The organism is Gordonia abscondita, assembly GCF_032711245.1.
Taxonomy (GTDB): Bacteria; Actinomycetota; Actinomycetes; order Mycobacteriales; family Mycobacteriaceae; genus Gordonia.
Genome location: NZ_CP128986.1, coordinates 2,994,755 through 3,011,506, shown reverse-complemented (window position 1 = coordinate 3,011,506; position 16,752 = coordinate 2,994,755). Strand labels below are relative to the sequence as shown.

Annotated in this window: 14 protein-coding genes; 1 reads left to right on the top strand and 13 read right to left on the bottom strand. The window is 66.9% G+C overall.

Annotated features, from left to right (window positions below):
• Positions 1-146 precede the first annotated feature (146 nt).
• From MP11Mi_RS14200 to MP11Mi_RS14140, 13 genes are all read right to left on the bottom strand, one after another.
• Positions 147-899 carry a cell division protein FtsQ/DivIB gene (locus tag MP11Mi_RS14200; protein WP_420039541.1) on the bottom strand — a complete coding sequence of 251 codons (753 nt, stop codon included), beginning with the start codon at positions 897-899 and terminating at the stop codon, positions 147-149.
• Positions 896-2,371 (bottom strand): UDP-N-acetylmuramate--L-alanine ligase, encoded by a 1,476-nt coding sequence (gene murC / locus MP11Mi_RS14195; RefSeq protein ID WP_420039540.1) that lies wholly within the window; start codon positions 2,369-2,371, stop codon positions 896-898. Before murC ends, MP11Mi_RS14200 begins: the two co-directional genes overlap by 4 nt.
• The gene (gene murG, locus MP11Mi_RS14190) at positions 2,368-3,507 is read right to left on the bottom strand and encodes an undecaprenyldiphospho-muramoylpentapeptide beta-N-acetylglucosaminyltransferase (protein ID WP_420039539.1); all 1,140 of its coding nucleotides are present in this window, start codon (positions 3,505-3,507) and stop codon (positions 2,368-2,370) included. The genes murC and murG overlap by 4 nt, the downstream gene beginning before the upstream one ends.
• Positions 3,504-5,243 (bottom strand): putative lipid II flippase FtsW, encoded by a 1,740-nt coding sequence (gene ftsW / locus MP11Mi_RS14185; protein WP_420712797.1) that lies wholly within the window; start codon positions 5,241-5,243, stop codon positions 3,504-3,506. Before ftsW ends, murG begins: the two co-directional genes overlap by 4 nt.
• Entirely contained in the window at positions 5,240-6,769 is a 1,530-nt protein-coding gene (murD, locus tag MP11Mi_RS14180; RefSeq protein WP_420039538.1) for a UDP-N-acetylmuramoyl-L-alanine--D-glutamate ligase, read from the bottom strand. Before murD ends, ftsW begins: the two co-directional genes overlap by 4 nt.
• Positions 6,759-7,847, bottom strand: a complete 1,089-nt coding sequence (gene mraY / locus MP11Mi_RS14175) for a phospho-N-acetylmuramoyl-pentapeptide-transferase (RefSeq protein WP_420039537.1) — start codon at positions 7,845-7,847, stop codon at positions 6,759-6,761. Before mraY ends, murD begins: the two co-directional genes overlap by 11 nt.
• Positions 7,848-7,944: 97 nt before the next feature.
• Positions 7,945-10,038 (bottom strand): UDP-N-acetylmuramoyl-L-alanyl-D-glutamate--2,6-diaminopimelate ligase, encoded by a 2,094-nt coding sequence (locus MP11Mi_RS14170; protein WP_420712796.1) that lies wholly within the window; start codon positions 10,036-10,038, stop codon positions 7,945-7,947.
• Between the two features lie 107 nt (positions 10,039-10,145).
• Positions 10,146-12,029: a peptidoglycan D,D-transpeptidase FtsI family protein gene (locus tag MP11Mi_RS14165; RefSeq protein ID WP_420712795.1), complete on the bottom strand. Its 1,884-nt coding sequence runs from the start codon at positions 12,027-12,029 to the stop codon at positions 10,146-10,148.
• 21 nt (positions 12,030-12,050) lie between these two features.
• Positions 12,051-12,911: a hypothetical protein gene (locus MP11Mi_RS14160; protein WP_420039536.1), complete on the bottom strand. Its 861-nt coding sequence runs from the start codon at positions 12,909-12,911 to the stop codon at positions 12,051-12,053.
• 16 nt (positions 12,912-12,927) lie between these two features.
• Entirely contained in the window at positions 12,928-13,923 is a 996-nt protein-coding gene (gene rsmH, locus MP11Mi_RS14155; RefSeq protein WP_420039535.1) for a 16S rRNA (cytosine(1402)-N(4))-methyltransferase RsmH, read from the bottom strand.
• A gap of 195 nt (positions 13,924-14,118) precedes the next feature.
• A complete protein-coding gene (mraZ, locus tag MP11Mi_RS14150; RefSeq protein ID WP_420039534.1) occupies positions 14,119-14,556 on the bottom strand; it encodes a division/cell wall cluster transcriptional repressor MraZ in 438 nt (145 codons plus the stop codon).
• A gap of 343 nt (positions 14,557-14,899) precedes the next feature.
• Complete coding sequence (locus MP11Mi_RS14145; RefSeq protein ID WP_420042109.1) at positions 14,900-15,310, bottom strand: DUF3040 domain-containing protein; 411 nt, start codon at positions 15,308-15,310, stop codon at positions 14,900-14,902.
• Between the two features lie 54 nt (positions 15,311-15,364).
• Positions 15,365-15,865: an SAV_6107 family HEPN domain-containing protein gene (locus tag MP11Mi_RS14140; RefSeq protein ID WP_420039533.1), complete on the bottom strand. Its 501-nt coding sequence runs from the start codon at positions 15,863-15,865 to the stop codon at positions 15,365-15,367.
• A 175-nt stretch (positions 15,866-16,040) separates the two neighbouring features.
• On the opposite strand from MP11Mi_RS14140, the gene MP11Mi_RS14135 reads away from it, so the two are divergent.
• The gene (locus MP11Mi_RS14135; RefSeq protein WP_420039532.1) at positions 16,041-16,748 is read left to right on the top strand and encodes a GNAT family N-acetyltransferase; all 708 of its coding nucleotides are present in this window, start codon (positions 16,041-16,043) and stop codon (positions 16,746-16,748) included.
• Positions 16,749-16,752 lie beyond the last annotated feature (4 nt).

Sequence of the window (16,752 nt, the reverse complement as noted above, 5' to 3'; positions counted from 1 at the left end):
CCATAGGGTTATAGTTATGTCAAGTACGTGCGCTGTGCTTAACGGTATTGACTTCGCCCTGCCACGCCCTGCAAGGCGTCTGGGCGTGTCGCGATTCGCCGCGATAATTGTTCGCCACGGTGACTGCAGGTCACCGAGCGCTCACATCACTTGACCGCCGGATAGTCCGGGCTCGACACATTGAATTCGTCGCCCTTGAGTCTGAGGATCTGGCGGAGCGACTCGGCTTTCTCCTCGTTCTGGGACGAGTCGCCCCACACCGCGCGGCGTTTGCTGTCCAGCACGAGCGTGATGTCCACCGGCGACGACGCCTCGATCGACGCAGTCCGATCGTGCAACCACGGCGGCAGCGCCTGCGCGACCCGCAGCACGGCCACCGTCGTCGGATCCTTCGGCCCCGGATGGTCGGTGACGAGCGTCGGAAGTCCCGCGACGTCCGCGGGAAGCGACTTCCGGTCCGGGAACCTCTGATAGACGATGCCCAGCCGGTCCATCACGCCGACTTTCCCGTTTTCCTGCACCGCGTTGTCGTCCGCTGCGCTTTCCGCCACGATGGCGACCGGGACGCGCTCGGTCACGTCGATCGCGAGGGTCGACGGATACTCCCGCTCGACCGTTACCTCTTCGATCGCGGGCAGCACCGCGATCCGGCTCGCGATCGCACCGGTATCGACCTGGAGCAGCGGCGTGCCGGTCGGCGCCTGCGCGACGCGCCGGATCTCGTTCTCGTCGACGACCTTCGCGCCGACGACATCGACGTTGCGGACCGACATGAGCGGGGTGAAATAGGCGACGGCCACCGCAGAGCCGACGACGATCAGCGCCAGAACCAGAGCGACGATCACCGTCGAGCGGCTCGGACGCCGCCCGGTCTCGCCGCGGCCGCGGCGAGAACTCATTCGCTCGCGGCCAGCGCCGACAGGATCGACGCGGCCTGCATCGTGATGTCGCCCGCGCCGATCGTCAACACCAGATCGCCGCGCCGCGCCCGCCCGGCAACTGCGCCCGCAATTTCGGACATGTTCGGCACGAACTCGGCTGGCACCGTCACCTGGTCGGCGATGAGCAGCCCGCTGACTCCCGGCTGAGGGGCCTCACGCGCCCCGTATACGTCGGCAACGAGGACTGCGTCGGCAAGGCTGAGGGACGCCGCGAACGCGGTCGCGAACTCCGCGGTGCGCGAGTACAGGTGCGGCTGAAAGACCGCGATCACCCGGCCGGAACCGTGACGGACTACGTCGCGCGCGGCCTGCAGCACCGCACGGACCTCGGTCGGATGGTGTGCGTAGTCGTCGTACACATCAACTTCGCGTTCACGACCGCGGAACTCGAATCGCCGGTGCACACCGCCGAAGCCTTCAATGCCGTCGGCCACCGTGTCTGCGTCGACACCGGTGCGGACACAGCCGACGAGCGCACCGAGCGCGTTGAGTGCCATATGCCGCCCGGGCAGAGTCACTTCGAGCGATCGCTCGACGACTCCGTCAATGATCGGCGGGTGCAGACGGATCGCCGACGTACTGCCCGCTCCGCGCGGGGCCACTTCGAGTAGTTCCGCGACAAGAGGGACGCCCGGGGCCTGGTCGGAATGGGTACCGGACCCGTAGCCGAGCACAGTCACTCCCCGGTCGGCCAGCGCGGCCGCGCACCGACCGCCGAGCGCGGCCGATCCCGGATCGTCCAGGCACAGAACGAGGCTGCCGCCCGGGCGGATCTGCGCGGCGAAAGCGTCGAACACCTCTACGTAAGCGGCTTCGGTTCCGAAGAAGTCCAGGTGATCGACTTCGATGTTGGTCACGACGACCACATCCGGCGTGTATTTCAGCAGCGAGCCGTCGCTCTCGTCGGCTTCTGCGACGAACACGTCGCCGCTCCCGTGATGGGCGTTGGTGCCCGACTCGTTGAGCTCCCCGCCGATCGCGAAGGACGGATCGACACCGCTGTGCTGCAAGGCGACGACGGACATCGACGTCGTCGACGTCTTACCGTGCGTGCCGGAGACCAACAACGTCCGATAGTCGGCCATGAGTAGCGCGAGGACTTCCGGGCGATACAGGATCTCGATACCGCGTTCTCGGGCGGCGACGAGTTCCGGGTTGTCGTCCGGGATCGCGGCGCGGGTCGTGACGACGACGGTCGGGCCGCCGTCGAGCAGGTCGAGGGCCGATGGGGCGTGACCGACTTGGACGACGGCTCCCCTAGTGCGCAGCGCGAGGATGCCACGGGAGTCCTTGGCATCGGAGCCGGACACCTGACCGCCGCGGGCGAGGAGGATCCGGGCGAGACCTGACATGCCGGCTCCGCCGATGCCGACCATGTGGACCCGGGCGAGCTGCGTGGGCAGCTGCTGCGGCGTTGCTGGCGCGGTCATCGGATTCTTCTCTCTCGTGCGAGTTCCAGTGCGGCGTTCGCGACCGCGACGGCGGCGTCGCGATGGCCGACGCTGGCAGCGGCCGCACCCATCGTGGCCAGTCGATCGGTGTCGGTGATGAGCGCCGGAACCTCGCGTCCGACCCACTCGGCGGTGACGACATCGTTGTCGACGATCACGCACCCTCCGACTTGTTCGACGGGCAGCGCGTTGAGGCGTTGCTCCCCGTTGCCGTGGGGTAACGGCACGTATACGGCGGGCAGTCCAGTCGCGGATATCTCGGCGACGGTCATCGCACCGGACCGGCACATCACCAAGTCGGCGGCCGCGTACGCAAGGTCCATCCGGTTCAGATAGCTGACCCCCACATATGCGGGGGCGCCGTCGGGCGAGACTGGGCTGATGGAGTTCTTGGGTCCGTACGCGTGCAGTACACCGATCCCCGCCGCCCCGAGCGCGGTCGCCGCGGGCGCGACGGCCTCATTGAGCCGCTGCGCCCCTTGCGACCCACCGAATACCAAAAGGGTCGGTGCGTCCGGGGCGAGGCCGAAGTACTGCTTTGCCTGCGCACGGACCGCAGCACGGTCAAGGGTGGTGATCGTCCCGCGCACCGGAATTCCGACGACCTGCGCGTCGGCGAGACCGCTGTCGGCGACGGCGGCTAGCACTCGGTCAGCAAGCTTCGCACCGACCTTGTTGGCGATGCCCGCACTGGCGTTCGCCTCGTGGACGACGACGGGCAATCGACTCGACCGGCGGCCGCTCGCTCGCGCCGCGAGGTACGCGGGCAATGCGACGTAACCTCCGAAGCCGACGACGACGTCGGCGTCTACCTCGGCGAAGACCTTGCGGGTCGCGATGACCGATCTGGCGACTCGCCATGGTGTCTTGGCGAGCTCGACACCGGGCTTGCGCGGCAGCGGAACCGGTGGAATCAGCTTCAGGTCGTAGCCGCGGTCGGGCACGATCGTCGTCTCCAGCCCTCTGGTGGTGCCGAGGGCGGTGATGCGCGCTGTCGGATCGAGCCTGCGGACCGCGTCGGCGACGGCGAGCGCCGGCTCGATGTGGCCTGCCGTTCCGCCTCCTGCGACGACGACGGACAACGGCCTCACGCCGGACTCACTGTTCTTGCTCACCGGCGTCTGTACTCCCGTTCGTTCGGCCAATCGTCACCGCGGCCTCGCCGCCTGTCCGGACGGCGCTCTGACCGCTCACGCCGGAACGACTCCGGCTGCGTTTCGGACTGCCGGGCCGACCGGCCTCTCCCGCCAGGATAGTGGATCTCGCCAGACGAGACCGAGCCCCTCCGACGCGGCGCGGGCTGCGCCTGGCGCGGACGCCTGGCACGAGGGGGTGCCGGTGCGGGCCGCCGTCGGTCACCCTGCGTCGTGCGACGACGTTCAAGGCGGTCACGGAGCTGCTCGGTGCGCGGAGGGCTATACATCTCGGGGGCCGGAAGACGCAGAACCCGGGCGAGTCCGCGCGGGCGAGCGGCACTCAACGCGCGGACCGCGTCCGGTTCGTGGCGAGCCGCCGTCGCGAGCAGGCCGAGCATCGTCAACATCGTCAACATCGATGTGCCGCCGTTCGAAAGAATGGGCAGCTGGATACCGGTCACCGGGAGCAGCCCGATCACGTAACCGATGTTGATGAACGCCTGCACCAGGAACAGCACGGTGATCGTCGCCGAGAGCAGGCGCAGGAACGGGTCGATCGAGCGGCGGGCGATACGCATGCCGACCCAGCCGAGCAGGAGGAACAGCGCGACGACGGTGAGCGCACCGATGAGGCCGAGTTCTTCGCCGATGATCGCGAAGATGAAGTCGTTGTGCGCGTTCGGCAGATAGTTCCATTTCGCGGTGCTGCGGCCGAGTCCGACACCGAAGACGCCGCCGTTGGCGAGCGCGTACTGCGCTTGTGTCGCCTGGTAGCCGTCACCGAGCGGGTCGTCGGTGCGGCCGAGGAAGCTGAACACGCGGGCGGCGCGGTAGCTCGACGACAGTGCGAGCACCACGGCGATAGCGACGAATCCGACCGCGAAGCCGCCGAACACCCGGCCGGGCAGTCCGGCGAACCACAGGAGTGCACCGACGATGAGCGCGATGATCATCGTCGTCGACTGGTTCGGCTCGAGGATGATGAGTGCGCAGACGAGGATGCCGACCGGGACGAGCGGAAGCAGCAGGTCCTTACCGAAGGCTCCGACACTCCGTCGGGACGCCAACAGGTGTGCACCCCACACGCAGAGCGCAACTTTGACCAGTTCGGATGGCTGCACGGACAGCCCGGCGATGGAGAACCAGCGGCGTGCACCGTTGACGGTGACACCGATGCCCGGGACCAGCACGAGGACCAGTAAGAGCGTCGCCAGCATGATGCCGACAGTCGCGAACCGCCGGAAGTAGCGGATTGGGACCTTCAGCGTCCCGTAGAACAGGACGAGTCCCAAGGCGGCGAAGATCGCCTGGGTCGTGACCATCCCGTAGGCGGAGCCGTCTTTGGCATAGCCCTCGACCGAAGACGCCGACAAAACCATGATGAGGCCGAGGACCGTCAAGATCACCGTCAACGACAGCACCAGATGGAACGAGGTCAGCGGTTTGCCGAGGAGCGTCTTGATCCCGTCGCGGAACGTCGTCACGACACCGCGGACGTCCACCGACGACATCGACAGGTTCAGGGTCCGCGACCCCGCCGTCCCCCGCGACTTCTGTTCGTCCCCGTCCGCTATATCGCCATCCCCTGCATTCCCGTCCCGCTCGTGGGTGCCTCCCGCGTCGGGCGTCTCGATGTCGAGGAAGTCGTCGAGGTCCGAATTCGCGTCGTCCGGGTCTGTCCGCCGACGACGCGTTCGGGGTCCCCGCGCGCTCATGGGCGCCGCGTGTCGGCGAGGGCGACGGATGCCGCAGCGAACGAATCGCCGCGCATCCCGTAGCTCGCGAACATGTCCAACGATGCGGCCGCGGGTGCCAGGAGCACCGCGTCAACACCGCGTCCACCGCGAGCATCTGCCTCTGCCAACTGCCAGGCGGCGGAGACCGCCTGAGCCATCACCGCGTCGGCGCCGTTCGCGCCGGTCGCCGTGATGGCGGGAGTGTCGTCACCAGTCCGCTGAGTCATCACCGAACCATCGTCCCCTGTGAATACTGTGACTGCTGGGACTTTTGGTGCGTGTCGCGTAATCGCCTCGAGAATGATCTCGCGATCCGTCCCGATAGCGACGATTCCGGCCAGCCTGCCTGCGTTCTTCGCGACGAGGTCGTCGACTGCCGCACCCTTTAGCAAACCGCCCGCGATCAGAACCACTCGGTCGAATGCGGCGATCGCGGCGTGCGCCGCATGCGGATTGGTCGCCTTGGAATCGTCGACGAAGACGAGCCCGTCGATATCGGCGACGACCTGTCCACGATGGGCCCCGGGGGTGAAGCCTGCGAGTCCTCGTTCCACCGCATCGGCCGATGCGCCCGCCGCCCGCATGAGAGCCGCCGCGGCGAGCGCGTCAGCCAGCCCCGACGGGCCGACTGGTCGGACCCGGTCCGCGGCGATCAGTGGGACCGGAGCGCCAGCAAACGCACGGTCGACGAGAATCCCCTCGATCACCCCGAACTCGCCAGCCGACGGTGTGCCCGCCGTGAATCCGACGCGTCGCGAGCCCTCGCCGACCGGGAGCCGCGAAGCGACGTCGTCGTCGAGTCCGACGATAGCGACATCGCCGAGTAGCGCACGTTGTTTGGCGTGCGCATACGCGTCGAACGAGCCATGCCAGTCCAGGTGGTCGGCGGCGACGTTCAAGACGAGGCCTGCCGTCGGCCGGACCGACGGCGCCCAATGCAACTGAAACGACGACATCTCGACGCACAACACGTCCGCGCGCGGCTCGGCGCGCAATGCGTCGACGACTGTCAGCCCGATGTTTCCGCACGCCGCGACTGCCAGCCCCGCGGCATCCCCGATGGCTTCGGCCATCGAGGTGGTCGTCGTCTTGCCGTTGGTCCCGGTGATCACCAACCAGGTGCGCGGTTGGCCGTACAGGCCTGCCCGATCAACCCGCCAGGCCAGTTCGACGTCTCCCCACACGGGGATACCTGCCTCTGCCGACGCGACGAGCAACGGGTCATCCGGTCGGAAGCCGGGCGATACGACGATCAGGTCGATGTCCGACGGCGTCCGCACCGCTCCGTCGTCGGAGACGAACGTGTCGGGGCCGACCGTCGCGATACCGCGCGCGCTCAACTCGCTATCGGTCGCGCCGTCGACAAATTTGGTGTCGAGCATCGTGACCGTCGCACCCTGGTCGGCGAGGAGATTCAGTACTGCCAGCCCGGTCGCACGTGCCCCGGCGACGAGCACCCGCGCACCGTCGAGCGCTAGCGGTGTCGTCGAGACGTCAGCCGGCATGCGAAATGTACTCGCCGTAGAACAGGGTCAGGCCGAGCGCGCACGCGATCGCCGTCAACAACCAGAATCTGATGATGACGGTCGTCTCTGCCCACCCGCCCAACTCGAAGTGGTGGTGGAACGGTGCCATCCGGAACACACGCTTGCCGGTGGTCTGGAAGAACGCGATCTGCACGACGACGGAGACGATTTCAGCGACGAACAGTGCCCCGAGAACGACGGCGAGGAGTTCGGTCTTCGTGGTGATCGACAGACCCGCGACAAGACCGCCGAGGGCGAGTGACCCGGTGTCGCCCATGAAGATCTTTGCGGGCGCGGCATTCCACCAGAGGAAGCCGAGGCACGCGCCGCCAGCCGCGACGGCGACGACGGCGAGGTCAAGCGGGTCGCGGACCTGGTAGCAGCCAGCTTTGTCGTCGGTGGGGCCGAGCAGTTCACACGACTGACGGAACTGCCAGAAAGTGATCAACACGTACGCGCCCATCACCATGGCAGCCGATCCGGCGGCGAGACCGTCGAGCCCGTCGGTGAAGTTCACCGCATTCGACCACGCGGCCACCACGAGCCAGCAGAAGAACACGAACCCGATCGCCGACAGCGAGATCACGTTGATGTCACGCACGTACGACAGGTGCTCGCTGGCCGGGGTCAGTTCAGCACCGTTACGGAATTGCAGTAGCAACACGCCGAAGATGATCGCGGCCAGGAACTGCCCGACCGACTTCGCGGTCTTGTTCAAGCCGAGGTTGCGCTGCTTGCGGATCTTGATGAAGTCATCGAGGAAGCCGACGATGCCCAGCGCTGTCGCCAGTCCGAGCACGAGGAGACCCGAGGCGCTCGGCCCCGACCCGTCCTGGATGTAGCCGACGAGATGCGCACCCAGGTAGCCGAGCCACAGCGCCGCGAGGATCGCGACCCCGCCCATGGACGGGGTACCCCGCTTGGCCTGATGACTCTGCGGACCTTCGACGCGGATCTCCTGGCCGAAGCCCTGGCGAGAGAAGACCTTGATCAGCACGGGGGTGAGCAGAATCGACACAGCCAGCGAGATCGCTCCCGCGATCAGAATCTGGGTCACAGCTGGAAGTCCTCACTCGTCGAGAGAAGTTGAATTCTGAATCTATCGTGACGGTGGACCTGTGCGACGCATCGGGTGACCCGTCGCGCGTCTGAGATCACAGGTCTACGATCCTGACCTGCAGTCCGGCGCCGTTCCTCCAGTAGTCGAGGAGAGCGGGCGCGAGGTCGTCGGGACCGGCGATGACGGCGACGTCGCCCGGTCCGGGCGCATAGCCGGGCTCGGTCCGCATGTGCTCGACAGCCGCGTCCGCGGTCGCTACGAAGGCCGCTTCGTCGCCCCACGAGCCTTCCATGACCGCGCCCTGGTGCAACGCGCGGACGATGCGCGTCTGTCCGACCGCGATGATCTTGTCGACGGCTACCCGCACCGCTTGTCGGCCGAGCCCGTCGTGCGCGACCGCTCGCGCGTTGTCGTCGAGCCCCTCCCTGTCCGGGAGTTCACCGAACACGGCCCAGGTACGCCGCACAGGTCCGGCTGTCCCGCGATGCTGACTCCCGGCCCCGGATTCGGCCGCGACCGCGACCATCTCGCGCAGGAGTCGTTTGACGTCGGCTACGTCGGCGCCCGAGTCGGCGATCACTACGTGCAACGGTTCGGCCGACGATGCGGCCCGCCGCTCCAGCGCGTCGGCGAGCACAAGGCGGTCGTCGAACGGATATTTCACGCCCGCGATCTCCTGACCGGTCTCGTGCCCTTTGCCAGCCACCAGGACGACGTCGCCGGGTTCGGCCCACTCGACGGCGGCGGTGATCGCCGCGCGACGGTCACCGATCTCGCGGACGTCGATGGCCCGACGGTCGCCGCCGGGCGTCTGGTCCGCGCCCGCGATGACCGCGGCCCGGATCGCGGCGGGATCTTCGCTGCGCGGATTGTCGTCGGTGACGATCACGAGGTCCGCGCCACGCGCAGCGGCCTCCCCCATCAGCGGACGCTTTTCCGTGTCGCGGTCACCGCCCGCTCCGAGGACCACACCGATCCGCCCGGACGACTGCGCGGCGAGAGTGGCGAGGACGGCATCCACCGCGGCTGGCTTGTGCGCGTAGTCGACCACCGCGAGAAAGCCCTGACCACGCTCAATCTTCTCGACTCGCCCCGGCACGCTCACCTGCGCCAGCCCGTCGATCGCCTGGCCGACATCGGCGCCCGACTCGGCGACTGCCGCGACGGCGAGGAGTGCGTTCGCGACGTTGTACGCGCCCGGCAACGGGACGAGCAGGTCGTGTTCGGTGCCTGTCGAGTCCACCGCGCGCACCCGCTGGCTCCCCTGTCCCGACTGCGCGGTCTCCACGACTCGCCACCCGCCGGTGTCCCCGGTGTCACTGCCTCCGCTGGTGGAGACGGTCACGACGGGGCGTCCACCTGCGGCGGCGACCGCAGCCATCTGCGCTCCCCACTCGTCGTCGACGCAGATCACTGCCCGCTCCGCGCGCACACTGGAGTCGGCGGCGAACAGACGCGCCTTCGCGGTGAAGTACTCGTTCATCGTCTTGTGGTAGTCGAGGTGATCCTGCGACAGGTTCGTGAACGCCCCGACGGCGAACCGACAGCCGTCCACGCGGCCGAGCGACAACGCGTGACTGGACACCTCCATCACGACGGCGTCCGCTCCGCGCTCACGCATCACGGCCAGCAGGCGCTGGAGGTCAGGAGCCTCCGGCGTGGTCAACTCACTCGGAATCGGCTCCCCGTCGAGCCGCGACCCAGTTGTCCCGACGATGCCGACGCTCGCGCCGGTCGCACGCAGCGCGGCTTCCGCGAGGTACGACGTCGTAGTCTTGCCCGACGTGCCGGTGATGCCGATGAGAGTGAGCGACGACGACGGGTCGCCGTAAACCCGCGACGAGAGCGACCCGAGCACCGACCGCGGATCCCGGTGAACGAGGACGGGCAGGCTCGCGGCGCGACCGGCGGCCCGGACAATCGCAAGCCCCGTGTCGTCGGTGAGCACGGCGACGGCACCGGCGTCGACTGCCTGCTCGACGAACTCGGCTCCGTGCCGCTGACGGCCGGGCATGGCGGCGAACAAGTCGCCGGGGGCACAGCTCTGCGCCCGCAGGGTGGCACCGGTGACGTTCACGCCGTCAGCGACTCCGTCGACGACCGCACCTGAGCGTTGCGCGAGTTCTGCGATGTCCACCGGCTCGATCGTCCGCGGTCGAACCGTGCGCGAACCGTGGTCTGCGTCCACTGCGCTACCCCTCTCGTCTCGGCGGCCTCTCGGTGCGGCGGCGCGGTCGCCGCCGCACCCGTCTGCCCGCCAGGTGTCGAATGATGAATCTACCGTGACCGGTGCGGTCAGGACTGCAGACGTAAGCGCGGAGCCGGCTCCGCCGAGTACGGCACACGCTCGTGTTGCAAGAGCCACTTGCCGATCGTGCCGAACAACGGTGCGGCATTCTGCCCACCCGTGCCGTCCGAGCTGCGAACAGGATTGTCCATCATGATGCCGACCACGTACCGAGGATTGTCCGCGGGCAGGATACCGGCGAACGTGATGTTGTAACTCGACCGCGAATAGCAATTGCATTTGGGGTCGACTTGCTGGGCGGTACCGGTCTTTCCCGACGTCTGGTAGCCGGCGATCGCGCCGGACGCGCCGGTGCCCTGTTGCGGACCTCCGTCGTCGCCCTGCATCACGGCCCGGAACATGTCGCGCACGGTGGTCGCGGTGGTCGGTGACACCACCCGTACCGATTCGGGCTTGTCGCCGCCGGCGATGATCCGGGGTGTAATCCGGACGCCGTCGTTGGCGATCGCCTGATACATCGACGTCATCTGCAGCAGAGTCATCGACAGGCCCTGGCCGATCGGCAGGTTCGCGAACGAGCCGCCGGACCACTGGCTCAGGGCGGGGACCGCGCCCGGGCTCTCACCTGGCAGCCCAACGCCGGTCATGGCGCCCAGACCGAACTTGCCGAGCATGTCGGCGAATCGCCGTTCGCCGACCCGCTGCGCCAACATCAGCGTCCCGACGTTCGACGACTTACCAAAGATGCCAGTGGTCGTGAACGGCGCGGTGCCGTGCACCCACGCATCGTTCACAGTGACGCCGGACATCCGGATCGAGCCGGGCACCTGCAGGACTTCGTCGGGGTTGGTGACCCCGTATTCGATGGCTGCGGACGCGGTCACGACTTTGTTGACGGATCCAGGTTCGAACGGCGAGGTGACCGATCGGTTGCCGCGGTCGGCGTCCGCCTGTTCGTTCGCGGGTACCGCCGGGTTGAAGGTGTTGTCGTTGGCCATCGCCACGACCTCGCCGGTGTGGCTGTCGAGGACCACTGCAGACACATTGTTGGCGCCCGAAGCTTTCTTGGCCATGTTGACCTGGGTCTGCACGAACCACTGCACATCGGCGTCGATGGTGAGACGGACGGCTTCCCCGTCGACCGCCGGATGCACGTTGCGGCTGCTACCGGGGATGACGGCTCCGTCTGCACCCTGGTCGAAGGTCTCGGTTCCGTCGGTGCCTGCGAGTACCGACTCCATCGACGATTCGAGGCCTTCGGCACCGTTACCGTCGTAGTTGACGTCGCCGACGATGTTCGCCGCGAGGGATTCACCGGGATACACACGGATGCTCTGCGGGTCGGCGCCGACTTCCGGGAAGTCCTCCATGATTCCGCTCGCGATCTCGGGCGTGATCGACCGGGCCAGGTACACGAAGTCTTTGTCCGAGGTCAGCTTCGCCAGGAGGTCCTCGGCGCTGATGCTTCCACCGAGGGCCGACGACACGCCAGTCGCGATCTCCTTGAGGCGCGTGTCGACGTCGGGAAGTGTCGGATCCTTCTCGTGCTCCTCGGCGATCGACTTGCGGACCGACTTGGGAAGGAATGTCAAAGCGCGCGCATCATCGGTGTGCGCCAGCAACTGACCGTTGCGGTCAACGATCGAACCTCTGGTGGCAGGCAAAACCTCGGTCACCGTCCGCTGCTGTGCGGCCTGCGCCGAGATGGAGTCCGCGGCGATCACGTGGACATAAACCATCCGGCCGGCGACGAGTACGCACGCCAACGCAACGATCACCCACATCATCCGTTGTCTGCCGATGAAGCGCTTGGACGGCGCGGTGTCGAGTTCAGCGATCCGATCGTCGTCGGGCCCAGACTCGGTGACACCAGCCGTCGATCGAGCGCCCGGCCGGGGAACCGGCGGGCGCACGGAACGAGATCGGGTCATGGTCGTCGATTCTCCACCGCGTCAGCGCGCAGGTTCAGCATTACGTTCCGGCGTGGCGTCCGCAGACGGAGTGACATTCGTCCGCTGAGCGCCCACTTGGCTCGTCTGCTGAACGCCCAATTGGCTCGTCTGCTGAGCGCCCACTTGGCGACGACCGTCCGGTCCGGGGCGCACATTGGGGTGTGGCCCGTTCGTCGAGGTCGGCGGCGTCGACGGATTGGTCGACGGGGTCGTGGCAGGTGCCGGCGCCGTGGTCGCCCCAGCGGCCGACTCGGTGTCGCCGGATTCGTTCAACCCCTCAGAATCGTCGACGCCTTTCGGGTCGATCTTGTCTACCGGGTCCGGAGCCGGATTCAGATCGGGCAGACGGTCGCCGTTCGACGCGGTCGCGGCACCGACCTTCCGTGCCTTGCCGTCGGCTCCAATGACGATCTGGACGGCGCCGTCGGCTGGCACCATGCCGAGTTCGCCCGCCTTTGCGGCGAGGGCGGGCGCCGAGTCGGCGAGGTCGTGCTGGCGTTTGAGGTCATCCCGCTTGTCTTCGAGAGTCTGGTTCTGTTTGCGCATGGCGTCGAGGGCGTACGAGTCTTGAGCGGACTTCGTCGTCAAGTACAGGGTCAGGCCGAGGGCGCCGACGATGAGCAGCAGCACGGGGAAGACCAGCGGGATTCCGCCGACCCGCTTCCGAGTGACGGCGGCGACCGCGCCTTCGGGGGCCAGACGACGCTCGCGGCGGTCGAGTGCACGTTGGGCGGCCTTCGACCTCGTCGCGCGTTCAGTTGCCGCGGAGCCCCGGGTCCGGCGTGTCGTACTCGCGTGTGCGCGGGGCCCCGCGGCCTGGTCGCCACGCCCCTTCTTGCGATCGTCGATCACTGTGCTCATCGCGCTCCCCCTTCGTTCACTGACGTCCCCCGACGTCTGTCGCTACCCGCTCGATCGCCCGGATACGCACCGGAGCCGACCTCGGATTCTCTTCTCGCTCTGCCTCATCGGCCTGTTCTGCGCCGCGTGTGACGAGCGCGAACCGGGCGGCCGTGCCCGGTAGGTCCACCGGCAACCCGGCGGGGGTGGTGTTGCGGACGACTTTCGCGAAGTCGCGCTTGACTATCCGGTCCTCGAGCGACTGGTAGCTCATCACGGCGAGTCGTCCGCCGACCGCCAACAGGTCGAGGGACGCCGGAATCACGCTGCGCAACGATTCGAGTTCGCGGTTCACCTCGATCCGCAGCGCTTGGAATGTGCGCTTGGCGGGGTGTCCACCAGTTCGGCGAGTCGCCGCCGGGATCGTCGCGTACAGCAGTTCCACCAGTCGCCCGGACGTGGTGAATGGTTCGCTCGCCCGCTCGCGCAGGACCGCCGACGCGATCTTCCCTGCGAACCGCTCTTCGCCATATTCGCTGAGGACCCGGGCGAGAGCTCCGTGGTCGTAGGTGTTCAAGATGTCGGCCGCGGTCACGTCGTCGTCGGCGTTCATCCGCATGTCCAGTGGAGCGTCGACCGAGTATGCGAACCCGCGGTCGGTCCGATCGAGTTGCATCGAAGACACGCCGAGATCAAGGAGTATTCCGTCGACTGAAGCCAACCCGGCGTCCGCCGCGACGGCGCCGATCTCGTCGTAGCGCGCGTGGTGGCACACCAGCCGGTCGCCGAACGACGCGAGTCGTTCCCGGGCGATGTCGATCGCCGAAGTGTCGCGGTCGATCGCGTGGATGGTCAGTCCGGGCAGCCTGCTCAAGAAGTACTCGGTGTGACCCCCCGCTCCGAGGGTCCCGTCGACGAGTACGCTTCCGGCCGCGTCGTCGGTCGAGCGAGTGAGCGCCGGCTCCAGGAGTCGGAACATCCGCTCGGCCATCACCGGCACGTGACCGTGTTCGCCGTGCTGACGTTCGTGCACCGTTTCCTCCCCTGCGTTCGCCGTGGCCGTGTACTTCTGGCGGATACGACGCTGCGGTGAGGCGGGGTCCCCGCCCGAGCGCACCTGGCGTTGGGGAAGTACGTCAGGGTCGATCGGGCCGAGGCCTCATCTCACCGCAGGTGTCGTCATATCGTGTTCAGTTCGTCGAATTTCTTCTCCGGTGGTCCGCGTCGCCTAGAGGATCGAGTCCAGAGCGGCCGAACCAGCACTCGAGAACGTTTCCTCGTGTGCCGCCTGGTACTCGCGCCACTTCTGCGCGTCCCAGATCTCGAGGTGGTCGTACGAGCCGATCACCACACATTCCTTCGTGAGCGACGCGTATCCGCGATGCTCACTCGAGAGACTCACTCGCCCCTGCCCGTCGAGTCGCTGTTCGTCGGCGCCTGCGAAGAAGTACCGGAGGAACGCTCGCGCTTCAGGATCGTTGCGCGAAGCCAACACGGCTTTGTCCGCGATGGAGTCGAACTCTTCGGCTCGATACACCGACAGGCTGTGATCCTGGCTTCTCGTGACCATGACCCCTCCTGACAGTGCGTCCCGAAATTTCGCAGGCAACGTGAGTCGCCCTTTGTCATCAAGTTTGGGCGTGTACGTGCCGACGAAACGAGCCATGTCGACACCTCCTCACCCTGTCCCGAGCTTGGTGGTTCCGGTATCCCCCTCGCCCAGTGATGCCCACACTACCCCACTTTCCACCACTTTCCACCCCTCGCTCCCCACTTTCCCACCACCAAGGGATATAAGACCAGGTCAGCAACAATTACATTCGAGGGATTCTCAGCTTTCTCAGTCGTGTCGCGCGCTTGTTGCGCGTTGCCAACGGGAATAGAAGATGGGGGGAGTTTGGAGAGCGGAAGACGGTTTTTTTTTTGAGGTGGATAAGAGACAGGCCGCACCCTCGTGAGGAAGGTGCGACCCCGATATCAGGTCGTGCTAGTTGTTTGCGGTCAGGTTGTCAGTTGTCGTCCTGATCGAAGCGGCGCTGGAAGCGCGACTCCATCCGCTCGCTGAACGACGACTTCCCGCCATGACTCGACTTCGATCCACTGCGGCCCTCGGGCCGTCCGCCAGCCTCTGGCGTGGCGTGATGTTTCGGAGCTAGTAGTCCGAACGCAGCTGCGCCGAACATGACGAGGAATCCAATGAAGCTCAGTATCTTGAGCCCGCCGATGTCGAAGTCGATCATCAGTCCGCCGACCAACATGGCGAGTCCGATGAGGAATCCGAGCGATGCGATAAGACGACGTCGCGCTGTCGGACGGCCCACGCGCTGTTTAGTAACGCTCGAGGCGAACTTCGGATCCTCGGCGTACAGCGCGCTTTCAATTTCATCGAGCATCCGCTGCTCGTGCTCGGAAAGCGGCACCATCCCTCCCTCGCTGGTCGTCCGGGCGTCATCTTGTCAATGCCCAGTTAGGTCTCATGATACGAGCAGATCGGCCGAACGACCACCTTCCCTGGCTGACGGGCGGCGTCGATGTCCGATCTTCCCCTGTTCATACGCCAACAGCGTGGCATCTGCCACATCGAGAAACTCCATCGCGCGGCGTTCCACACGCGCGCAGAGGGTCGAATCGACCGTCCGAATGAGTCCGGCTTCCACTTTGGCGCGCATGCCCGACAGTCCGCCAAAGTACTCGGCGAGGTCGTGTGCCTCGGGAGCCACGGCATGGATTCGACTCCATGCGTCCCGCGCGTCACGGCGACGCCGAACAGGGCCCGGCGGCTCGTGCACGGCCAGCACTGCGCCTGCCGCCCGGATCGCCGCCAGATAGAACACACGGAAACGCTCGGCGCCGTCGTCGGCGATCGCCGACGCGTCGTCGAACAACGCCTCGGCGCGTTCGAGGAGTTCCCGGCTGCGCATCACGACGCGTTCGTCGACGATCTGCTTCGACTGCGACCGCACGGTCTGTGCCATCTCGCCTCACCCACCTCTTCGGATCGGCCCGTCTCGGGCCCGTTTGAGTAGAGACTCCCACGAGGGTCCGACATTTCCGCACGCTAATGTCTTCGCGAAGGATTCTCGCGCGCCGGCGGTGCGCGATCGCGCGACGACCGGACATTCACGCCCGGACAAGGGAGGGGGCACGCATATGGCATCGCCATCGCAGACCTCACCGTCCCCGTTCACGATCGTGGCCCTCGACCCCGCAGACGCCGACCTGTGGCTCGACCCCGCGGTACACACCTACGTGACAGCGATGAACTATCCACGCAGCACCGAGCAACATCGGGCGCCACTGTGGCGCGACCACTTCGTGCGGCCCGGCTGGTTCGCGGTCGGCGCTGTCACTCGAGTTTCGGCCGTCGACGCTCTCCGGCCCGCGGTCGGCCGATTGCGTGTCGACGGCCTCATCGGTATGGATCGGGAGGTCTTGGTCGGCGTCGCATACGGTTACCGCGGCGCACGCGACCAGTGGTGGAATCAGCAATTACGTTCCGGTCTGCGCCGCACTGGCCGGACCATCGACGAGATCGCCTCGATCACCGACGACTACTTCGAACTCACCGAACTGCACGTCCACCCGATAGCGCAGGGTCGCGGCGTCGGCGAACGCCTCCTGACCGCGCTGCTCGCCGACCGTCGCGAGTCGACGGTTCTACTGTCGACGCCGGAGGTCCCGTACGAGGAGAACCGTGCGTGGTCGCTGTACCGGCGGCTCGGATTCACCGACGTCCTGCGCCACTTCTCGTTCGTCGGCGATCCGCGCCCGTTCGCGTTTCTCGGTCGAGAACTCCCTTTGACCGGCCCCGCCGACCCGTGTCGCGACGCTGATCGGCGCGACCCTCTGGCACGATGACACC